This window comes from Sphaerisporangium sp. TRM90804 (genome assembly GCF_029846175.1).
Lineage (GTDB): Bacteria > Actinomycetota > Actinomycetes > Streptosporangiales > Streptosporangiaceae > Sphaerisporangium.
In genome coordinates, this window is record NZ_JARWAC010000027.1 from 44,590 (window position 1) to 62,611 (window position 18,022).

Annotated in this window: 16 protein-coding genes; 10 read left to right on the forward strand and 6 right to left on the reverse strand. The window is 73.5% G+C overall.

What is annotated here, in order from left to right; translation table 11 throughout:
* The first annotated feature begins 146 nt into the window (after positions 1-146).
* The 3 genes from PYR91_RS29880 (at position 147) to PYR91_RS29890 (ending at position 2,657) form a co-directional block, all read left to right on the forward strand.
* A complete protein-coding gene (locus tag PYR91_RS29880; RefSeq protein WP_279785193.1) occupies positions 147-731 on the forward strand; it encodes an NAD(P)H-dependent oxidoreductase in 585 nt (194 codons plus the stop codon).
* 29 nt (positions 732-760) lie between these two features.
* The gene (locus PYR91_RS29885; protein ID WP_279785195.1) at positions 761-1,750 is read left to right on the forward strand and encodes an ATP-binding cassette domain-containing protein; all 990 of its coding nucleotides are present in this window, start codon (positions 761-763) and stop codon (positions 1,748-1,750) included.
* 61 nt (positions 1,751-1,811) lie between these two features.
* Positions 1,812-2,657, forward strand: coding sequence for an ABC transporter permease (locus PYR91_RS29890; RefSeq protein WP_279785197.1), 846 nt, complete (start codon positions 1,812-1,814; stop codon positions 2,655-2,657).
* A gap of 289 nt (positions 2,658-2,946) precedes the next feature.
* Here PYR91_RS29890 and PYR91_RS29895 read toward each other — a convergent pair whose 3' ends face one another.
* The 3 genes from PYR91_RS29895 to PYR91_RS29905 all read right to left on the reverse strand — a co-directional run bounded on the left by PYR91_RS29895 (position 2,947) and on the right by PYR91_RS29905 (position 8,188).
* Entirely contained in the window at positions 2,947-6,489 is a 3,543-nt protein-coding gene (locus tag PYR91_RS29895) for an AAA family ATPase (RefSeq protein ID WP_279785199.1), read from the reverse strand.
* Positions 6,490-6,601: 112 nt separating this feature from the next.
* Positions 6,602-7,552, reverse strand: a complete 951-nt coding sequence (gene ligD / locus PYR91_RS29900; RefSeq protein ID WP_279785201.1) for a non-homologous end-joining DNA ligase — start codon at positions 7,550-7,552, stop codon at positions 6,602-6,604.
* 99 nt (positions 7,553-7,651) lie between these two features.
* Positions 7,652-8,188 (reverse strand): NUDIX hydrolase family protein, encoded by a 537-nt coding sequence (locus PYR91_RS29905; protein ID WP_279785203.1) that lies wholly within the window; start codon positions 8,186-8,188, stop codon positions 7,652-7,654.
* Positions 8,189-8,467: 279 nt separating this feature from the next.
* Between PYR91_RS29905 and PYR91_RS29910 the strand changes: the two genes are divergently transcribed.
* The gene (locus PYR91_RS29910; RefSeq protein WP_279785205.1) at positions 8,468-9,232 is read left to right on the forward strand and encodes a methyltransferase domain-containing protein; all 765 of its coding nucleotides are present in this window, start codon (positions 8,468-8,470) and stop codon (positions 9,230-9,232) included.
* Between the two features lie 20 nt (positions 9,233-9,252).
* On the opposite strand, the gene PYR91_RS29915 is transcribed toward PYR91_RS29910, so the two are convergent.
* Positions 9,253-10,509, reverse strand: a complete 1,257-nt coding sequence (locus tag PYR91_RS29915) for a pyridoxal phosphate-dependent aminotransferase (protein ID WP_279785207.1) — start codon at positions 10,507-10,509, stop codon at positions 9,253-9,255.
* Between the two features lie 257 nt (positions 10,510-10,766).
* A complete protein-coding gene (locus PYR91_RS29920) occupies positions 10,767-11,564 on the reverse strand; it encodes a hypothetical protein (RefSeq protein WP_279785209.1) in 798 nt (265 codons plus the stop codon).
* Between the two features lie 340 nt (positions 11,565-11,904).
* Between PYR91_RS29920 and PYR91_RS29925 the strand changes: the two genes are divergently transcribed.
* A complete protein-coding gene (locus tag PYR91_RS29925) occupies positions 11,905-13,629 on the forward strand; it encodes a hypothetical protein (RefSeq protein ID WP_279785211.1) in 1,725 nt (574 codons plus the stop codon).
* 20 nt (positions 13,630-13,649) lie between these two features.
* Positions 13,650-13,997 (forward strand): hypothetical protein, encoded by a 348-nt coding sequence (locus tag PYR91_RS29930; RefSeq protein WP_279785212.1) that lies wholly within the window; start codon positions 13,650-13,652, stop codon positions 13,995-13,997.
* 96 nt (positions 13,998-14,093) lie between these two features.
* Here the strand turns inward: PYR91_RS29930 and PYR91_RS29935 are convergent, their stop codons facing one another.
* Positions 14,094-14,837, reverse strand: a complete 744-nt coding sequence (locus PYR91_RS29935; RefSeq protein WP_279785214.1) for an MBL fold metallo-hydrolase — start codon at positions 14,835-14,837, stop codon at positions 14,094-14,096.
* Positions 14,838-14,912: 75 nt separating this feature from the next.
* Here PYR91_RS29935 and PYR91_RS29940 point away from each other — a divergent pair, with 75 nt between their 5' ends.
* The 4 genes from PYR91_RS29940 (at position 14,913) to PYR91_RS29955 (ending at position 17,982) form a co-directional block, all read left to right on the forward strand.
* Positions 14,913-15,359, forward strand: coding sequence for a MarR family winged helix-turn-helix transcriptional regulator (locus PYR91_RS29940; RefSeq protein WP_279785215.1), 447 nt, complete (start codon positions 14,913-14,915; stop codon positions 15,357-15,359).
* A gap of 101 nt (positions 15,360-15,460) precedes the next feature.
* Complete coding sequence (locus PYR91_RS29945; RefSeq protein WP_279785217.1) at positions 15,461-16,009, forward strand: hypothetical protein; 549 nt, start codon at positions 15,461-15,463, stop codon at positions 16,007-16,009.
* Positions 16,010-16,172: 163 nt separating this feature from the next.
* A complete protein-coding gene (locus tag PYR91_RS29950) occupies positions 16,173-17,435 on the forward strand; it encodes an NAD(P)/FAD-dependent oxidoreductase (protein ID WP_279785219.1) in 1,263 nt (420 codons plus the stop codon).
* The gene (locus tag PYR91_RS29955; RefSeq protein ID WP_279785221.1) at positions 17,428-17,982 is read left to right on the forward strand and encodes a MarR family winged helix-turn-helix transcriptional regulator; all 555 of its coding nucleotides are present in this window, start codon (positions 17,428-17,430) and stop codon (positions 17,980-17,982) included. The genes PYR91_RS29950 and PYR91_RS29955 overlap by 8 nt, the downstream gene beginning before the upstream one ends.
* Positions 17,983-18,022: the final 40 nt, after the last annotated feature.

Here is an 18,022-nt window from a genome sequence, read left to right on the forward strand (position 1 = left end):
CTTGCGAGGGGAGACCTCGCGGACGCGCCGTGTCCTCCCGCGTCCGTCTCGTGCCGGTCGGGATCCGCTAGATCCGATCTAGCGGATGCCCGGCCGGATCTCGCGCCTGAGGGGTGACCGATCCGAACGGGCGAAAGGGGGCGACGATGCCGGCCGCACAGGCTCCGCCGCCGCTTCGCGTGGCCGTGATCGTCGGGAGTACCAGGGAGGGGCGGGCGGGCGAGACCATCGCCCGCTGGTTCGCCGGCCGGGCGCGGCGGCGGGCCGATCTCGCCGTCCACCTCGTCGACCTCGCCGACTACGCCTTCCCCGGCAGGTACCCCGAGGAGCCGACGCCCTCGATGCGCGACTTCGCCGGGCAGGTCGGCAGGGCCGACGCGTTCGTGGTGGTCACCCCCGAGTACAACCGCAGCTTCCCCGCCTCCCTCAAGCAGGCGATCGAGTTCGCCTACGACGAGTGGCAGGCGAAGCCGGTCGGCTTCGTCGCCTACGGCTGCCGGTCCGATGGCGTGTACGCGGTCGAGCACCTGCGCGGCGTCTTCACCGAGCTGCAGGCCGTCACGATGCGCGACAGCCTTCGCCTCAACCTGCTCGGCGCCGGCGTCGACGACGCCGGCGTGCCGTGCGGCACCGACGACCAGCTGCAGGCGGCCGCGACGCTGCTCGACCAGCTCACCTGGTGGGGCCTGGCGCTGCGAACGGCCCGCGCCGCCCGGCCCTACGTCTCCTGACCCCCTGAAAGCGAAGAAGGACCTCAGACATGCGTGAAAGCGAGAAGACCGGCCTGGCGATCGAGGCCTCCGGCCTGGTCAAGGCGTTCGGCGGCAACCGCGCCGTCGACGGCCTCGACCTGCGGGTGCCCGCGGGCACCGTGTACGGCGTGCTAGGCCCGAACGGGGCCGGGAAGACCACCGCCGTCAAGATGCTGGCCACCCTGCTGCGCCCCGACGGCGGCGAGGCCCGCATCTTCGGCAGGGACGTCATCCGCGAACCGGACGCCGTCCGCGGCCTGGTGAGCCTGACCGGCCAGTACGCCTCGGTCGACGAGGACATGACCGGCTGGGAGAACCTCGTCCTGCTCGGCAGGCTGCTCGGCCACAGGAAGCCGGCCGCCAGAGACAGGGCCGCCCAGCTCCTTGAGGCGTTCGGGCTCACCGACGCAGGCGCCCGCCAGGTCAAGACCTACTCCGGCGGCATGCGCCGGCGGCTCGACATCGCGGCCAGCATCCTGAACACCCCCGACGTGCTGTTCCTCGACGAGCCCACCACCGGCCTCGACCCGCGCAGCCGCAACCAGGTGTGGGACATCGTGCGCATCGTGGTGGCCCACGGCACGACCGTGCTGCTCACCACCCAGTACCTCGACGAGGCCGACCGGCTGGCTGGCCGCATCGCGGTCATCGACCACGGCAGGCTCATCGCCGAGGGCACCCCGGGCCAGCTCAAGGCCTCCGTCGGCGCCGGCTCGGTGCACGTTCGCCTGCGCGACCCGTCCCAGCGCTCCGAAGCCGAGCTGCTGCTCGCCAAGGAGCTGAACGCCCCCGTCCTGCTGGACGCCGACCCGAGCGCCCTCACCGCCCGCGTCCCCGGCGACGGCGCCGACCACGTGGCGGCCGAGCAGGCCTCCCGAGCCCTGGCCGAGCTGGCCGCCGCCGGCATCGCCGTCAGCGACTTCTCCCTGGGCCAGCCCAGCCTCGACGAGGTCTTCCTGGCCCTCACCGACCGCCCCGCCGAGAAGACCGCCGCATGAGCGGCACGGCGCTCCAGACCATCACGTTCCGTACCACCGCAGCGCAGGAAGAGGCCGCAGCATGAGCGCGATCACCGCCGAGACCAGCACCGTCTACGTCCCCGCCCCCGAGGCGCTCGGCGCCGTCCTGGCCCCGGGGGCGCGCCCGCCGCGCCCGAGCGCGCTGTCGGCGTCGATGACGTTCGGCTGGCGGGCCATGTTGAAGATCAAACACGTGCCCGAGCAGCTCTTCGACGTCACCGCGTTCCCGATCATGATGACGCTGATGTTCACCTACCTGTTCGGCGGCGCGATCGCCGGCTCGACGACCGAGTACCTGCAGTTCGTGCTGCCGGGCATCATGGTGATGAGCGTCGTGATGATCACCATGTACACCGGCGTGGCGGTCAACAGCGACATCGAGAAGGGGGTGTTCGACCGCTTCCGCACGCTGCCGATCTGGCGTCCGTCGACCATGGTCGGCTACCTGCTCGGAGACATGCTCCGCTACACCCTCGCCTCCACGGTCATCCTGACGGTCGGCCTGATCCTCGGCTTCCGCCCGGCGGGCGGTCCCGCCGGGGTGATCGCCGGCATCGCGCTGCTGGTGGGCTTCTCGTTCGCGTTCTCCTGGATCTGGACGATGTTCGGCCTGATGCTGCGCAGCGAGAAGTCCGTGATGGGCGTCAGCATGCTGGTGCTGTTCCCGCTCACCTTCCTCAGCAACGTCTTCGTCAGCCCCGAGACCATGCCGGGCTTCCTCCAGGCCTTCGTCGGCGTCAACCCCGTCGCCCACCTCGTCGCAGCCGTCCGCTCCCTGATGGCAGGCACCCCCGACAACGGCGAGATCACCTGGGTCCTGACCTCCGGCGCCCTCCTGATCGTCATCTTCGGCGCCCTGACCATGCGCCTCTACAACCGCAAGTAGCCCGAGACCCGATCCCCGCCCGACCCCACGGGCGGGGATCACCGCTCCCTCCATCCGATGCGACGTCCCGGCGCCGGGCCGGTGGGAGGTGGTGCGCGGGGAAGTCGGTTCTCGGCCTGTCACGTCAAAGGACGCGTGCTTCTGACGTGCGCCCCAGCCTTCTCGAGCACTCATCTCGTGCAAGCCGGGCCGCATTCTCGAAAAGGTGCCTTCGGCGCGCCTTCTGAGGGCGACCCTCGCCCGACGCCATCCCCATCGTCGCGCGGGCACGGTGGCCGTGTCGGCCTGTCTACAGGCGCCAGGAGGTCTTGTCAGGGGGTTGGTAGCGGCAGGTGGCGCCGGTGGAGACGGTGGCGCGGAGGTGGGCCGCCAGGGCGGGGTGGAGAGTGTCGAGTTTGCGGAGGATGTCGCGGATGCGGGCGGTGACGGTCTTGCGGGCTCGTTCGGCCTCGTCGCCCAGGCGGCGGTCGCGGCCGCCGAGGCCGGACGCCGAGCGCAGCTCCGCGAGCAGAGCCTCGCGCTCCCTGTCGAACTCCGCCGCCCTGCGGTCGTCCCCCTGCTCGGCCGCGCGGTCGATCTCCTCGTCGAGCCGCGACAGGTGCGCCCGATACCGCGCCTTCGCCTCGTCGTCGAGCACCGGGTCGCCACCCATGCGCCGTGCGGCCACGACGACCTCCCCGCCACGGGGGTCGAGCAGCCGGACGGCGGGAACGTCGCTCCCCGGGAGGCTGAGCAGGATGTGCAGGTCGCGCAGGCCTTTGGCGTCCGGCAGATGAACCGTGCGCCCCCCGAACCCGAGCGACCACACCGCCCCGTCCCGCCGGAACTCGTTGATCGCGCCCCCACCCCGCGACGCGGAGCCGTCCGCCCCGGGACCGTCCACCGCCGGCACGTGCGTGATCTTCGGCAGTGTCACCGGCCCGGGGGTTCGGCCCGGGGACGGCAGACCAGGGGATACGGGGACGGCGACCTCCCCGGATGCCGGGTGCGATGGCGCGGAGGTGGCGGGGACGGCGAGGTCACCGGCGGCCAGGAACCCCAGCTCAGGGGATGCGGCGACGTCACCGGCGGCCGGGAGCGCGGGCCCGGGGGATGCGGGCACCGAGAGGTCACCGGAAGCCGCGTGTGGGAGTTCGAGGGGCGGGGGGACGGCGAGACCGCGGGCGGCCGGGAGCACGGGGTCACGGGAAGCCGGGCGCTGGGGGTCACCGGGGACGGGGAGGGTGGGGGAGGCGTGGAGGTGGCGGGTTCGGCGGATCTGGGCTAGGAGGGAGCGCATTCCCAGCTCGGCGGCCTCGGGCTCCGCGGCTTCCAGGAGCCGCGAAGCCTCCTGCGCGTCGCCGGGGCCACCGCGTGCCAGCAGGGCCTCGGCCAGGCGTGCCCTGGCCTCCAGCGACCAGGGGCGTGCCCTCAGCAGGTCGGCCGAGTGCCAGGCGGCGGTGAAGCCGGCGACGGCCTCGTCCCAGCGCTCCTGGGCGGCGTCCAGGACCGCCAGCCAGAGGACCACGGGGCCGCGGATGTCCCACCCGTAGAGGGAGACCGCCCACTCGCCGGAGTGCGGCAGCAGCTCGGCGCGTGCGATCTCACACAGCCGGGGATCACGCGAGGCCGCGGCCGCCTCCGCCTGGAAGCACAGCCACAGGGGCTGGATCGACCGATCGCCCGGCTTGCCGGCGGCCGTGACCTCCGCGAGGTGGCGCAGCGCGGCGTCGAGGTTCCCCATGCGCAGTTCGGCGATCGCCACGAGCAGGTCGGGGCACGGATGCCGGGTGCGCCGGAGCTCCAGGTGCACGGCGTCCAGCTCGTCGAAGCGGCCCTGCATCAGCCGCAACGCCCAGCGGTGATGATCGATCATGAACTCGAGGTGCTCGTGGCCGTGCACCTGGCCGTGCGTCAGCACCTCCTCGACGAGGTGCTCGGCCTCCTCGAAGCGCCCCATGAGGCCGGCCAGGATGCTGCGGTCGATGACCAGGGAGAGACCGACACGCGGCACGCCGCTGCGCTCACCGAGCACGATGTAGTCGCGAAACTGGTCGAGGTAACGAGGGTCGCCCAGCTCGAGCAGGGCGACCCACCGCAGGGCGGCCGCGATGGTCTCCATCTCGACCTCGCCGCCGCGGCGCGCGACGGCCAGCAGCTCCTCGGTGAGCGCCACCCGTTCGGACGCGGTGCCCGGCCCCCAGATCGTGTCGTGCCGCGCCCACAGACCGAACGCCAGCGCCTCGTCGTCGTCCTCACTCCGGGCCTGGACGGCGAGATGGATCGCCAGGTCCTGCGCCAGGCGGTCGCGGGCCAGCAGGCCCTCGGTGGGCGCGTCACCGCCCACGAGCCTGGCATGCGCCTCCACCAGCACCTCGGTGCCCGCCGGCCCGAGGTGCTCGTCGTAGGTGCGGTGGATCGACAGGGCGACACGGGCGAGCAGCCGGGGGTCGTCGAGCTGCCGGGCGATCGCGACGGCCTCGCCGAAGATGCGCCGCCCGTCGACGCGGTCGGCCCACACGTGCAGCTCGTGCGCCAGACGGAGGGCGACCTCGACCCGTCGGCGCGGCGCGTCGGCCGGGGTGGCGGCGAGCGCCCGGCGGTAGTGCCCGATGGCCTCCTCGGTGGCCAGGCGCCTGCCGGCGTCACGCGCCGCCGCCAGCAGGTGCTTCACCACGACCTGGGGGTCGAGGTGCTCGCCGGCGAGGTGGGCGTGGCGGGCCAGGTCGGCGGGAAGCAGCCGCCCGCCGAGCTCCGCCGAGGCGTCCAGCGCCCGCACGACGCCGGCGTGCCACCGGGGCCGCTTCGCGTCATCGAGGGAGTCGTACAGGGTCTCGCGCACGAGATCGTGGGCGAAGGCGAACACGCCCCCGCCCTTCGCCGCGACGAGCCGGGCCGCCATGGCCTGGTCGAGCAGGCGGTCGACGTGCGGGACGGGAGCCGCGGCCAAGGCGGCCAGCACCTGGCGGTGGAACTCGCGGCCGAGCACCGAGGCGGCGGTGAGGATCTCCACGACCGGCTTCGGCAGCAGGGACAGCCGTCGCAACAGCGTGTCGCGCACACCCGGCGCGATCGCCGTCACCGAGCCGCCGCTGCGCCACAGCCGCGCGGTCTGCTCGACGAAGAACGGGTTGCCGCCGGTGCGCCGGTGCACCTCGGCCACCAGATCGGCGGACGGCTCGTCGCCCGCCGTGCGCGCCATGAGCGCGCCGACGTCGTCGCGATCGAGGCCGGTGAGCGAGATCGTCGTGGCCTTGGCGACGAGCGGCGGCAGCAGCGGGCGCAGCGGGTGGTCGGCGGCCTCCACCTCGACGTCGCGGTAGGTGCCGACGAGCAGCAGCCGCTCGAACCAGGTGTGCTGGGCGGCGAACCGCAGGAGCTTGAGCGAGGCGACGTCGGACCAGTGCAGGTCGTCGAGGACCACCATGACCGGCCGGCTCTGCGACACCGACACGAGCGCGCTCGTCACCGCGTCGTACAACGGGAAGCCGTCGACGGCCTCGGCGCTCGACGCCTCGCCGAGCAGGGCGGCGAGGCTGCCGCCGCCGACCTCCTCGGCCGCCGCCCACTCGGCGGGCGTCGCGCCGCGCCGCAGCCCGCGCAGGACCTGCACCCACGGCCAGTAGCCGGGCGCGCTGTCGGAATCCCAGCAGGAGCCGCCCAGGACGAGCGCCCCCAGCCGCCGAGCCTCGTCGGCCGCGCTGGTGACCAGCGTGGTCTTGCCGATGCCGGCCTCGCCGGTGACCAGCACCAGCCCCCCGTGGCTCTCGGCGGCCCGTTCGGCCTCGGCGCGCAGCAGCGCGGCAGGGTGCTCCCTGCCGATCAGGCCCGCCGTCATGTCGTGGATACGCATCGCACCTCGACGGTAGCCGCCGCCACCGACACTTCGCGGCCCCGGGCCGCGGCCCTCGTCAAGATGTTCGGCGACCTCTTCGAAAAGAGGGACCCGGGCGGCGCGGGAGCGGTCAGCCGCGGCGGGCCCGGGCGCGCCGCTTGCCCTCGTGCATGGCCTGCACCCGGGCGACCGGGATCGTGTGGCCCTCCTCGACGAGGTCGGGCGGCAGCCGTCGCGGCTCGGGCATGTGCTCGGCCCACGGGTCGCGCTCGCCGAGCAGCCCGGGCGCGGTGCGCATCGTGAAGTCGGCGGGGACGACCTGGTCGAGATCGTCCCAGGCCACGGGGAACGACACCGGGACGCCCGGCCGCACGCGCGGGCTGTAGGCCGCGACCACCGTCGCCCCGCCGGCGCGGGTGGAGTCCAGGAACACCTTGCCGCCGCGGTCCTCCCGGATGAACGCCGTGGTGGCGAGCACGGGGTCGAGCCGTTCGGCGCGCGCCGCGATCGCCCGGGTGGCGGCGGCCATGTCCTCGACCTTCTCGTGCTCGTCGACCGGCACGAAGATGTGCACGCCCTTGGCGCCGCTGGTCTTGACCGCCCCCTCCAGCCCGCAGTCGGCCAGCGCCTGCCGGACGAGGTGGGCCGAGGCGATCACCAGGCCGAACGCGTCGGCGTCCGGCGGGTCGATGTCGAGCACCAGGTGGGTGGGCCGGTCGAGACGGCCGGAGCGCACCAGCATGGGGTGGTACTCCACCGCCCGCTGGTTGGCGAACCACAGCAGGGTGCGCCGGTCGTCGCACAGGGCGTAGGACACCTCGCGCCGCGAGGCCTCCGCCCACATCGGGAAGGTGCGCACCCATGAGGGCGTGTACTTGGGCACGTTCTTCTGCATGAAGGGGTCCTGCCCCTGACGCACCCGCACGACCGAGAGCGGCCGCTCCCGCAGCACCGGCACGATGCGGTCGCGGACGGCGTCCAGATAGTCCACCAGATCGCGCTTGGTGGCGCCGGCCCCGTCGAACAGCGGCTGGTCGAGATTGGTGAGCGACACCTCGTCCCGCACCTCATCGGTGGTCACCACCTCACCATGCCCACCTGTGGCCCGGCGGGTCAACTCGCCGCCCGCCAGGGCCCGCGACGTCTGGGGCACCCGTGACGACCGTCCCGGCCCGGCGGGTCAGGGTAGGCAGCCGACGTGCGCGAGCGCCTGCTTGAGCAGGACGCCCTGCCCGCCGGTCATCTCCTGCTGCACCATCGGAGACGAGGCCTCCTGGGGCGTGAACCAGACCAGGTCGAGAGCGTCCTGGCGGGGACGGCAGTCACCGGCGACCGGCACGACGTAGGCCAGCGACACGGCGTGCTGCCGGGGGTCGTGGTGCGGCGTGACGCCCTCGTCGGGGAAGTACTCGGCGATGGTGAACGGCTGCGGGGACGCCGGGATGCGCGGCAGCGCCGTCGGGCCGAGATCCTTCTCCAGGTGGCGCATGAGCGCGTCCCGGACACGCTCGTGCAGCAGCACCCGGCCGGAGACCAGCGCGCGGCTCACCGCCCCGTCCGGCCCGATGCGCAGCAGCAGGCCGATATGCGTGACCACGCCGGCTTCGTCGACGCGCACGGGCACGGCGTCGATGTAGAGGATCGGCAGCCGCGCACGTGCCTGCCGGAGCTCTTCGGGAGACAACCAACCGGGCGAGGTTTCGGTCATTTCGGTCATTGAGCGATAGTACTTGGCACTCCCGCCAAGGACGTGCCCCCGCCCGGAGCCGCGCCGTGAATGGCCGGTCCTGGTCAGGCGACACAGGGATCGAGGCACCCTGCCCGGGCTCCCACCTGCGACGACGTTCCGGCCGCCCGCAGCCGTGATCTCTCCGTATTGTCGGTGCCCGGGCGCCCGACAATACGGAAAACACTCCCAATGCCATAATGAGTCGATCTTGTACCAGCTCGGTGTTCGTTTCGGGTCCCCGATGCCGTATCGAACGGAGAGACACCCTTGGCCTACTCGCTCGCGGGAGACTTCGACTACGAACGGCACGGCCACGGGTACGCCATCCAGCGCCGCACCGACCCCCGCATCGCGGCGCGGGTCCACGCCGCTCTCGGCGACGCCCGCACGGTCGTCAACGTGGGCGCCGGTGCGGGCTCGTACGAGCCCGTCGACCGCCACGTGGTCGCGGTGGAGCCCTCGGCCGCCATGCGAGCCCAGCGCCCCCGCCACCTCGCGCCGGCGGTCTCGGCCGTCGCCGAGGATCTTCCGTTCGACGACGACGCCTTCGACGCCGCCATGGCCATGGTCACCGTCCACCAGTGGCCCGACGCCGCCCGGGGGCTGCGCGAGCTGCGCCGCGTCAGCCGGGGCCCGGTGGTCGTCCTCACCCTCGACGGCGCGGCCCTCGGCCTGCTGTGGCTGGCCGAGTACCTCCCCGAGCTGCTCGTCGTCGACGGCCGCCGCTTCCCGCCCATCGACACGATCGCCTCCCTCGTCGGCGCCGCCGCCGAGGTCCGCCCGGTGCCGGTCCCGATCGACTGCGTGGACGGCTTCACCGAGGCCTACTACGCCCGCCCCGAACGCTTCCTCGACCCCGAGGTCCGCGCGTCCCAGTCGGCCTGGGGCGTCGTCGGCGACGCCGCGGCGGCCCGCGCCGTCGAGCACCTGCGCCGCGACCTGGAGGACGGCACCTGGGACGCCCGCCACGGCCACCTGCGCACCCAGCCCGAGTTCCAGGGCGCGCTACGGCTCGTCGTCGGCCACCCCTGAGGCCGAGGCGACACCCGCTCCTACGCGCGCGGGCGTCCCGACAGGACCTCGGCCAGCCGGTCCAGGTGGGCCGCTATCCACGGGAGCCTGGCCGGGTCGTCGCCGCGCAGCGCCTGTTCACGCTGGGAGTCGTCGCCGTAGAGCAGGCTGGTCGCGATGCGGAGCCGCAGGCGGGCGGGGTCGTCCCCGAAGGCCGAGCCGGGCAGGGTGGCCACGCCGTGCCCGGCCAGCAGGGTCGACGCGACCGTGGTGTCCGTGATCCCGGCCGGATCACCGGTGATGCCGAGGTTTCCGAGCAGGGGAGTCATGTCGGGGTAGAGGTAGAAACCCGCCTGGGGACGCGGCACGTCCGCCCCGGCGGCGGTGAAGACGTCAGCGGTGGCCTCGGCGACGCGGGCGTGCAGGCGCGCGCTCGCCCGCACCCTGTCGCGCAGCTCGGGCGGCTCGGTGAACGCCAGGGCCGCCGCCCGCTGCACGGGATGGGCGGGGGCCGACCACACCTCGCTGCCCACCGCGACGACCGTCTCGCGCAGGGCACGACCCTCGTCGGTCGCGGGGAACCGGGCGACGCCCAGGCGCCAGCCGCCGAGGGCGAGGTTCTTGCTCGGCCCGGTGGTGAGGACCACCCGCTCGGGAGCCAGCTCGGCCGGGCTGGTGAACGCGGCGCTCTCGTCGTGCAGCAGGTCGCGGTAGATCTCGTCGGAGACCACCAGCAGGTCGTGGGCCCGGGCCACCTCGCAGACGGCCGCCACGACGCCCGGCTCGGCGAGGGTTCCGGTGGGGTTGTCGGGCAGGGTCAGCACGACCGCGCCCAGCGGAACCCCGTCGCGGCGCGCGCGCACGGCGGTGACCTCCAGCCGCTCGGGGTCGGGCACCCCGCCCTGGCCGGGCACGGTGGGGACGAGGTGGGCGGGCAGCCCGTGCAGCGCGGCCTGCGCCGCGTAGCTGACCCAACTCGGCCGCGCCAGCGCCACCGCCCCTCCGCACGCGCCCAACAGCGCCCACAGCAGCGCCTTGCTCCCCGGCCCCGCGACCACCTGCTCCGGGTCGGTGGCCAGCCCGCGTCTGTCCCAGTACCCGGCCGCGGCCACCCGCAGCTCCTCAACCCCCTCGCACGGCCCGTAGGCCGCCATCCCCGCCCACCGCGCCAGCTCGGCGCTGAGCAGCGGATGCACCGGCACCCCGGCCTCCCCGAACCCCAGCGGCACGGTGTCCAGCCCCGCCCGCCGCCGCCGCGCGACCTCCTCGTTCACCGCCAGGGTGGCGGAGACCGCCATCGGCGCCCTCCTCGGGGACGGCTCGCGGCCTGCCGCCTCGGCGTTCCGCTCGGGTACGGGGGTTCCCCACATCGGCGCTCTCCTAAGGACGGATCGGGTTTCCGCATCGGCGTCAGCCAATGCGCCTTTTCCCCACCATCGCAGCGATATGAGGCTCCCTGTCGGGTTGTGTCGCGCCGAACAGGCCGCGGCGCGGAAACCTGACGGCGTCCTGAGCGGTCTCCCCGGCATGCCCCGGCCGAGGGAGCGCCGACCGGTCAGATGTCGTCCACCTGGCGTTCGGGCAGGCCGTGGGTGGCGGCGATCGGGCGCCACACGTCGACGAAGCGCCGCTTCGCGGCCTGGGCCTCCTCGGAGTGGGACAGGCCGAGGCGGTAGTCGTCGTCCTCGGCGATCGGCCCGCCGCAGCCGCCGTCGAGATGGCGTGTAGCCCAGGCGAGGAAGGCGGCGTCTGCCGCACGTGACGCGTCCAGGGCCTCGACGAGCGCCCGCTTCAGCTCGGCTCCCCCGTCCAGCGCGTCCACCGCGAGCTCGCGGGCCCGGGCGAGCTGTTCCCGCCGCGCCGCGGTGACCTCGCGGATGGTCCGCACGCCCGCCCGCTCGCACCGGCTCGCGCGGGCGATCGCGTCCCCGAGCCCGGAGCGCGCGCTGCCGCTGTCGGACAGCAGGGCGTCGACGCCCCCGGCCTGCGCGGCGGCATCTCCGGCGCCGGGGTCCGCGGTGTCTTGATCCGTAGGGTCCGGGGCCGTGGTGTCCGGGTCCGTGGTGTCCGGGTCCGCCGACGCGTCGGGGCCCGTCGAGTCGGCGGGTGGGGCCGAGCCGGACGAGCCGGCGTCCGGGGCGGTGCTCGCCTCCGCCGTCGCCCCGGCGGGCCGGCCGGCTTCCGATGCCGTCGTGGCACCGGGGCCGGCCAGGAACCACCAGGTCGCGCCGAGCGCCACGACCGCGCAGCCGAGAGCGGCGAGCGCGATTCGCCACGCCTTGCCGCGCTCCCGGCGTGCCCGCCCGCGCCCACCTGACGCGGGCCGGGCCTGAGGGGTGACGGGTGTGGCCACAGAGGCGCCGCAACGGGGGCACCGGGGGAGACGCCCCATGTCGGCTCCGCAGCGTCCGCAGACGGTGCCCGACCTGGATTCGTTCACAGAAGTACTTACCTCTCAGGAGTCAGTAAATCAGTGTTAATCCGGTTAAACCCCGATAAAGCCTGATAAGCAGCCGGTCATTCGGTGAGCGGTGCCGGAGTCGCGTCATCCGATCCATCTCAAGAAAGTGCTCAGGAAATGCGATGGAGACGTAAACTCGGGAGCACCGAACCGATTGGCCGGAGGGTGAATGGTCATCCACAACTCTAGAACAGATCGGCTGCATGGCACGCCCCATGCCCCACGCCCTCCGATGAGCAATGCGACGCGTTATCTTTGCGCCGCCGCATACCTCGACCCCCGTTTTCGCGAGCGGGTTCTCGACGAGATGTTGCACGACCGGTTCCGGGCGGTGGCCCCTTCGCAGGGGCGTTTCGACCTCGGGCCGGTGATCCAGCACTGCCGCGAGGCGCGCACCATGCTCCTCGTCCGCGAGATGCTCATCGCCGTCCTCCTGCTGATCGGGCTCTACATGCAGCCCTGGGCCACGATCGCCTGGGTGTCGCTGCTCGTGCCGTTCGCTCTCCTCTCCCTCGACCGGGTCCGCGAAGGGCCGCCGGTGGTGCGCTGGCTGATCCGGGCGTGGGCGGCCTACAGCGTGCTCGTGTTATTGATCTCGACGCTGATCTGGTTGGCTTACCTCGTGCTGGGATCGGTTCTGGCCGGAATCGCGGGAGCACTCGGCTCGGCCCTCACGCTCCTGGGCGCGACGCCATTGGTGGTCGGCACCATCCTCGTTCCGTTCGCCACGCTGGTCGTCACGGTCGGATATCGCATCGCGATATACCTGAAGCTCGTCGGGTCGCTGCGGCCCGGATCGCCCGAGCCGGATATTCCCACGCTCGATGCCAAGACCGCGAGGCGCATCGATTACGTCCGCAGGGCGCAATGGGGCAACGTCACCATGTACGCCAACGAGGACGCCTTCATGGGAGCGGGCGAAATCCAACGCGTATGGTCCATCGCCGTCGAGCTCGACCGTGTGCGCGGCGAGGGCGCGGTGCGCCGGGAGCGGGATCCGGTCGACATCGACCCGGTGGAGTTACACGAGTTCGTCCGCGCCAGGCTCCGGGGGATGCGCGACCACGTGCTGCGGCACAACGAGAGCATCCAGGCGCTGGACATCGGCGACCACGTCGTGACGCGAGGAGCCTTCACCACCACCGACTGGGCCTGGGGACGAGCCCATCCCCTGATCACCGGGGCCGACCCGCAGCGGGTCGCCGAAGGGCTCGAACGGGCCGAGGACGCAGGGCTCCCGCGCTACCACGTCACCCCCCAGGAGGCCGCGGCCATCATGCGGCATCCGCAGGGCGGGGTCCGCTACTACCAGCGGGTGACGGTCGGCGGCATCGGGCAGGAGATCCGCGACGCCTCGGGCAGGCTCATCGCTCCGGCGGAGGACCAGCAGGCCCTCACCTCGGCCTTCATCTACCTCGCGGTCGAGGGCCGCATGCTCTACACGCAGTTCGTGGTGACCACGCTGCCGCCGGTCCAGCCGATCTACCACGTCGTCGACGCCCTCCCGGCGATGTCCTCACCCCGCGTCGCCTGGGAGGCGGTTCGGGCGCTCAAGACGCACCTGCTGCTCGACGTGGTGGCCGCGCCCTTCCGGCTGTTCGGTTACGGCTGGAAGGCCGTGACGCAGGCGATGACCCAGACCGATCCCGCCGACGCGCTCATCTACCAGTACGGCGCGAGGTTCAGCGTGCGGGAGGTCGGGGCCGCGCCCGAGCTGCAGACGTACATCCAGCTGCTCGACGCCGCCAAGTACACCAAGCTGATCGAGCAGCGGCTGACCGCGGCGGTGCTCGACTTCCTGGAGGACCAGAACGTGGACACCGCCGACTATCGCCGGCAGGCGGCGAACGTGACGAACGGCTCGGTGTGGGTGGGCCCCGGCGGCACGGTGGGCCCGATCAGCTTCGGCGCGAACAGCTCCGCCACCGTCAACAACGTCGGCCAGGCGTCCGGCTGATCCCGTAAGGAGACTCATCCATGGCGACCGAGTACGGCGGCGTGCACATCAGCGGCGGGCATGTCAGCGGGCCCATCGCGTTCGGCGCGCACGCCTCCGCCACCGTCAACAACATCGGCGTGCCCGCACTCTCCCGGGACGCCGCCGACCTGCTCGACCGCCTGGAACAGGCGATCGCCGCGCACGCCGCCTCGATCGACGAGCCGGGCAAGGCGTCGAGAGACCTGGCGGACGTGCGGAGCGAGCTGCGGGAGGCGTCTCCCGACCAGGGGCGCGTCCTGGACGCGCTCAAGCGCATCGCCGTCAGGGCGGCCGAGGTCACGGTCGTGGTCGAACTCGTCACCAAGATCCGCGAGCTGTTCGCCTGATCCCGCCCCACGCCTTCCCGCGCCCCCTGGCGGGACGCCGGATGGTCACGCCCCCCGGCCCGGCCTCAAGGCGCCCCGTGTGCCGGGGGTTCCCCCTCAACCGAGGTCGACGGCGAGTCCGGGGCGGGCCACCGCGATCTCACCGTCGTAGGACCTCCGGGCCGCGTCCTCGGCGGCTTCCGGCCCGGTCCCGGGGATCAGATGGGTGAGGACGAGGCGCCGGACCCCCGCCTCGTCCGCGTACCGCCCCGCCTGCCGCGCGCTGGACAGATGCGAGGCCATGCCCGCCGGCACGTGCTCGGCGTAGCTGGCCTCGGCGAGGAACACGTCGGCATCCCTGGCGAGGGTCACCAGGTCGGGGCTCGGCCCGGTGTCCCCGGTGTAGGCCAGCACCCGCCCGCCCGCCTCCAGGCGCAGCCCGGCGCTGGGCACCGAGTGCGGCAGCGGCCAGGAGTCCACGAGGAAGGGCCCGATCTCGAACCGGCTGCCCGCCGTGAAGTCACGCACCCGGTGGGCGTCCTGGAGGGCCGTCGCCCGATCCAGCGCGATGACCGGGTCGACCGCCCCCGGAAGCGTGTGCACCGGAAGCGGGGGAGCCGGGTCGTCGACGAACGCCCGCGCCCGCAGCAGGGGGCTGAGGTCGGCGCAGTGATCTGGGTGCCCGTGACTCACCAGCACCGCGTCGACGTCCCGCGCGTCCATGTCGCGCAGAAGTCGCGGGACGACGGCGTACCCCGGGTCGATCAGCAGCCGGAAGCCGTCGTGCTCCAGCAGGTAACCCCCGCACGCCTGCCCGGCGCCGGGCCAGGCCCCCCACCCTCCGAACACGGTGAGCCGCATGCCGCCCGACCCTACACAGCGCGCCGGCCCTCCGACAGGCGCCGTCACGGCACGCCGGTGCGGGAGACTGGGGAGGTGACCGCCGAGAACGACCGTCCCCGCCCGCCGGTGACCAGCGTCTCCATCATCCTGCTCACGCTGGCGCGCCGGATCGAGACCGAGCTCAACGGCGCGCTCGCGCCGCTCGATCTCACGGTCAGCAGGCTGGGGCTGCTGGGCCACATCGCCGGAGTGCCCGGCGTGTCGTTCAGCGACCTGGCGCGCATGTCGGGCACCACGGTCCAGAGCGTTCACAGCGCGGTGAAGGCGCTCGCCGCCGCCGGGCTGGTGCGCGACAGCACCGCCCGGGCCGGATCGGCGTCCGTCATCGAGGTCACCCCGGCCGGCGCCCGCCTTCTGGAGGCGGCGCGGAAGGAGGTGGCCGAGGTCGACGACCGGTTGTTCGGCCCGGACGCCGACCCGATCCAGCGGCAGATCGCCCACACCGTGCACGCGGCCTTCGCGGGGCCGTCCTCGTCCTGACGCCGGCCCACGGCCCCCTTTCCGGGGCGACCCCTGACCTTCAGCCTTCCTGAAGCTTGCGTGCTAGGCTTCAGGCTGCCTGAAGGTTGAGGGGGGCAATCATGGAAGCCGTGCTGCTGTCGGTGCACGTACTCGCCGGCATCGTGTTCGTCGGAGGCTCCGCCGTGGCGGCGAGCCTGTTCCCGCGCTACGCGCCCGTCGCCGTGAGCGCTCCGGGTCCCGACGGTTCCGCCGGTCCCGACGGTGTTGCGGGGGCCGACGGTGCTGCCGGTCCCGACGGCGCTGCCGACCCCGACGGCGCTGCGGGTTCCGGCGGTGCTCCGGGGGAGCGCAACCGCGCCGTCGCCGTCGCGCTGCACCGCATCACCCGGGTCTACGGCGTCCTGGGGATCATCGTCCCGATCGTCGGCATCGTCCTCGCCGTCGTCCAGGGCCGCACCGGCGAGATCTGGCTCACCATCGCCATGCTGCTCACCGCCGCCGCGGGCGCCCTGCTGGCCCTGCGCATCTACCCCGGCCAGAGCGAGGCCCTCGCCACCCCCGACGACGGCGCCCGGCTTCGCGGCCTCGCCATGCAGGCCGGGGTCTACAACCTGCTGTGGGCCGTCGTCGTCATCCTGATGATCGTCCGCCCGGGCGCCTATCCGTGAGCCGGCCCCACACGGGCCGCGCGGACGCCGTCCCGTGACACGGGACGCCCGGCCCGTGCACGCTCGGTGACGCGCATCGGCGGCCCCCGCCGGCTGAGGCGCTTGTGCGAAAGTATCAGGCGCCTTACAGTCCTCTATCAGGTCCCTGATTGAGGAGTGGGTCATGAAGGTGCTGGTCATCGGAGCGGGCATGGGCGGCCTGACGCTGGCCCAAGCCCTGCGAAGTGCCGGGGTCGAGGTGGCGGTCTACGACCGCGACCCGTCGGTGGAGGCCACGGGCGGCTACCGGCTGCACCTCGACGACCAGGCCTGCGCGGCGCTGCGCCGCCACCTGGCGCCCGCCCACTACCAGGCGCTGCTCGGCAGCTCGCCGGGATGGCGGGCGTACCGCCGGTTCGCCGTCGCCGACCACCGCATGCGGCTGCTCTTCTCGGAGGCGCGCCCCCGCTCGTCCGAGACCCTCATGATCGGCCGCATCCCGCTGCGCGGGCTGCTGGCGCACGGCCTGGGCGACGCGCTGACGTTCGGCGCCACCTACACCGGACACCAGACCAACCCCGACGGCACGGTCACCGCGCGCTTCGCCGACGGCCGCACCGACCACGGCGACCTGCTCGTCGGGGCCGACGGCGCGGGGTCACGGGTCGCGGCGGCCCTCGCCGGCCGCCCCACCTCCGCGCCCGCGGGGGTGAGCGGCATCGCCGGCCGCACCCCGCTGACCTCCCGCACCCGCCCGCTCGTGCCGCGTCTGCTCGCGCGGGGGCCGGCTCTGGCGTTCGGGCCGCGCGGGGTCGGCCTGTTCCTCACCGTCCACGACCCCGCCGCGGGCACCATGGTCGACCCCGCGTCCTGCACGGACGTCGCGGCCGTCGTCGAGCCGCCCACGCTGATCTGGGGCGTGCTCGCCCCCGACGACCACTACCCGGCAACCCCGCGCGACCTCGACGGCGCGGCGCTCATCCGGGTCACGCGGGCCCTGCTCCGGGGGTGGGACGAGCCGGTGCGCGCCCTCGTCGGCCACGGCGACCCCGCGACGACGGCGTTCTTCGGCTTCCACACCGCCGACCCGGACGCCGACCTCACGCCCTGGCCCGCGGGCGCCGTCACGGCCCTGGGCGACGCCGTCCACGCCATGCCGCCCACCGGCGGCATGGCCGCCGCGACCGCCATCCGCGACGCCGACGTCCTGGCCGACGAGCTGGCCTGCGTGCTCGCCGGCCGGTCCACCGTCCCGACTGCGGTGCACCGCTACCACCGCAGGATGAGCGCCTACGCGGCCGACGCCGTCCGCACGTCGTCCCAGCCCCTGCGCTGGATACACCGCCTGTCGGGCCCGGTCGGCACGGGCCTGGCCCGCGTCACCCTCCCCGTCCTCGCCACGGCCGCCCACATCGGCCGCCACGTCACCGGAGCCCCCGTTGCCTGACCGCGAGCCGGAAGGCCTGAGAAACCACACGAAGCCTGACGACACCGCCCGGAATCACGCGGAACCGGACGGCGGCCCCGCACACCCCGCGCCGGCCGAAGACGAGCCGGACGGCGGCCCCTGGGGCGATGGGGAGCCCGACCTGCCGCTGTGGGAGCTGATCCAGACCTCCCACGTCGTCGCCCGGCGCTTCACCGAGGTCTTCGCCTCCGTCGGCCTGACCCCGACCCAGTTCGGCGTCCTGGCCTCGCTCGCCGACCGTGACGACCTCACCCAGGCCGAGCTGGCCCGGGCGATCATGGTGCGCCCGCAGAGCATGAACGAGCTGTTCGTCTCCCTTCTCGAACGCGGCCTGGTGGCCCGGGACGGCCCGGGCGGCCGAGGCCGCCGCACCGGCCTGCGCATAACCGAGGCCGGCCGCGCCCTGCTCCACCACGCCCAGCCCCCGGTGGCCGCCTTCAACGCTCCCGGCGCCATCGGCCTCTCCCCGGCCGAGGCCGCCGACCTGACCCGGCTGCTGCGCATCGTCCGCGAGACGCTGTCCTGAGAGGCTCACGGCCGCAGACGCTGAAGGGACCTCCGGAACC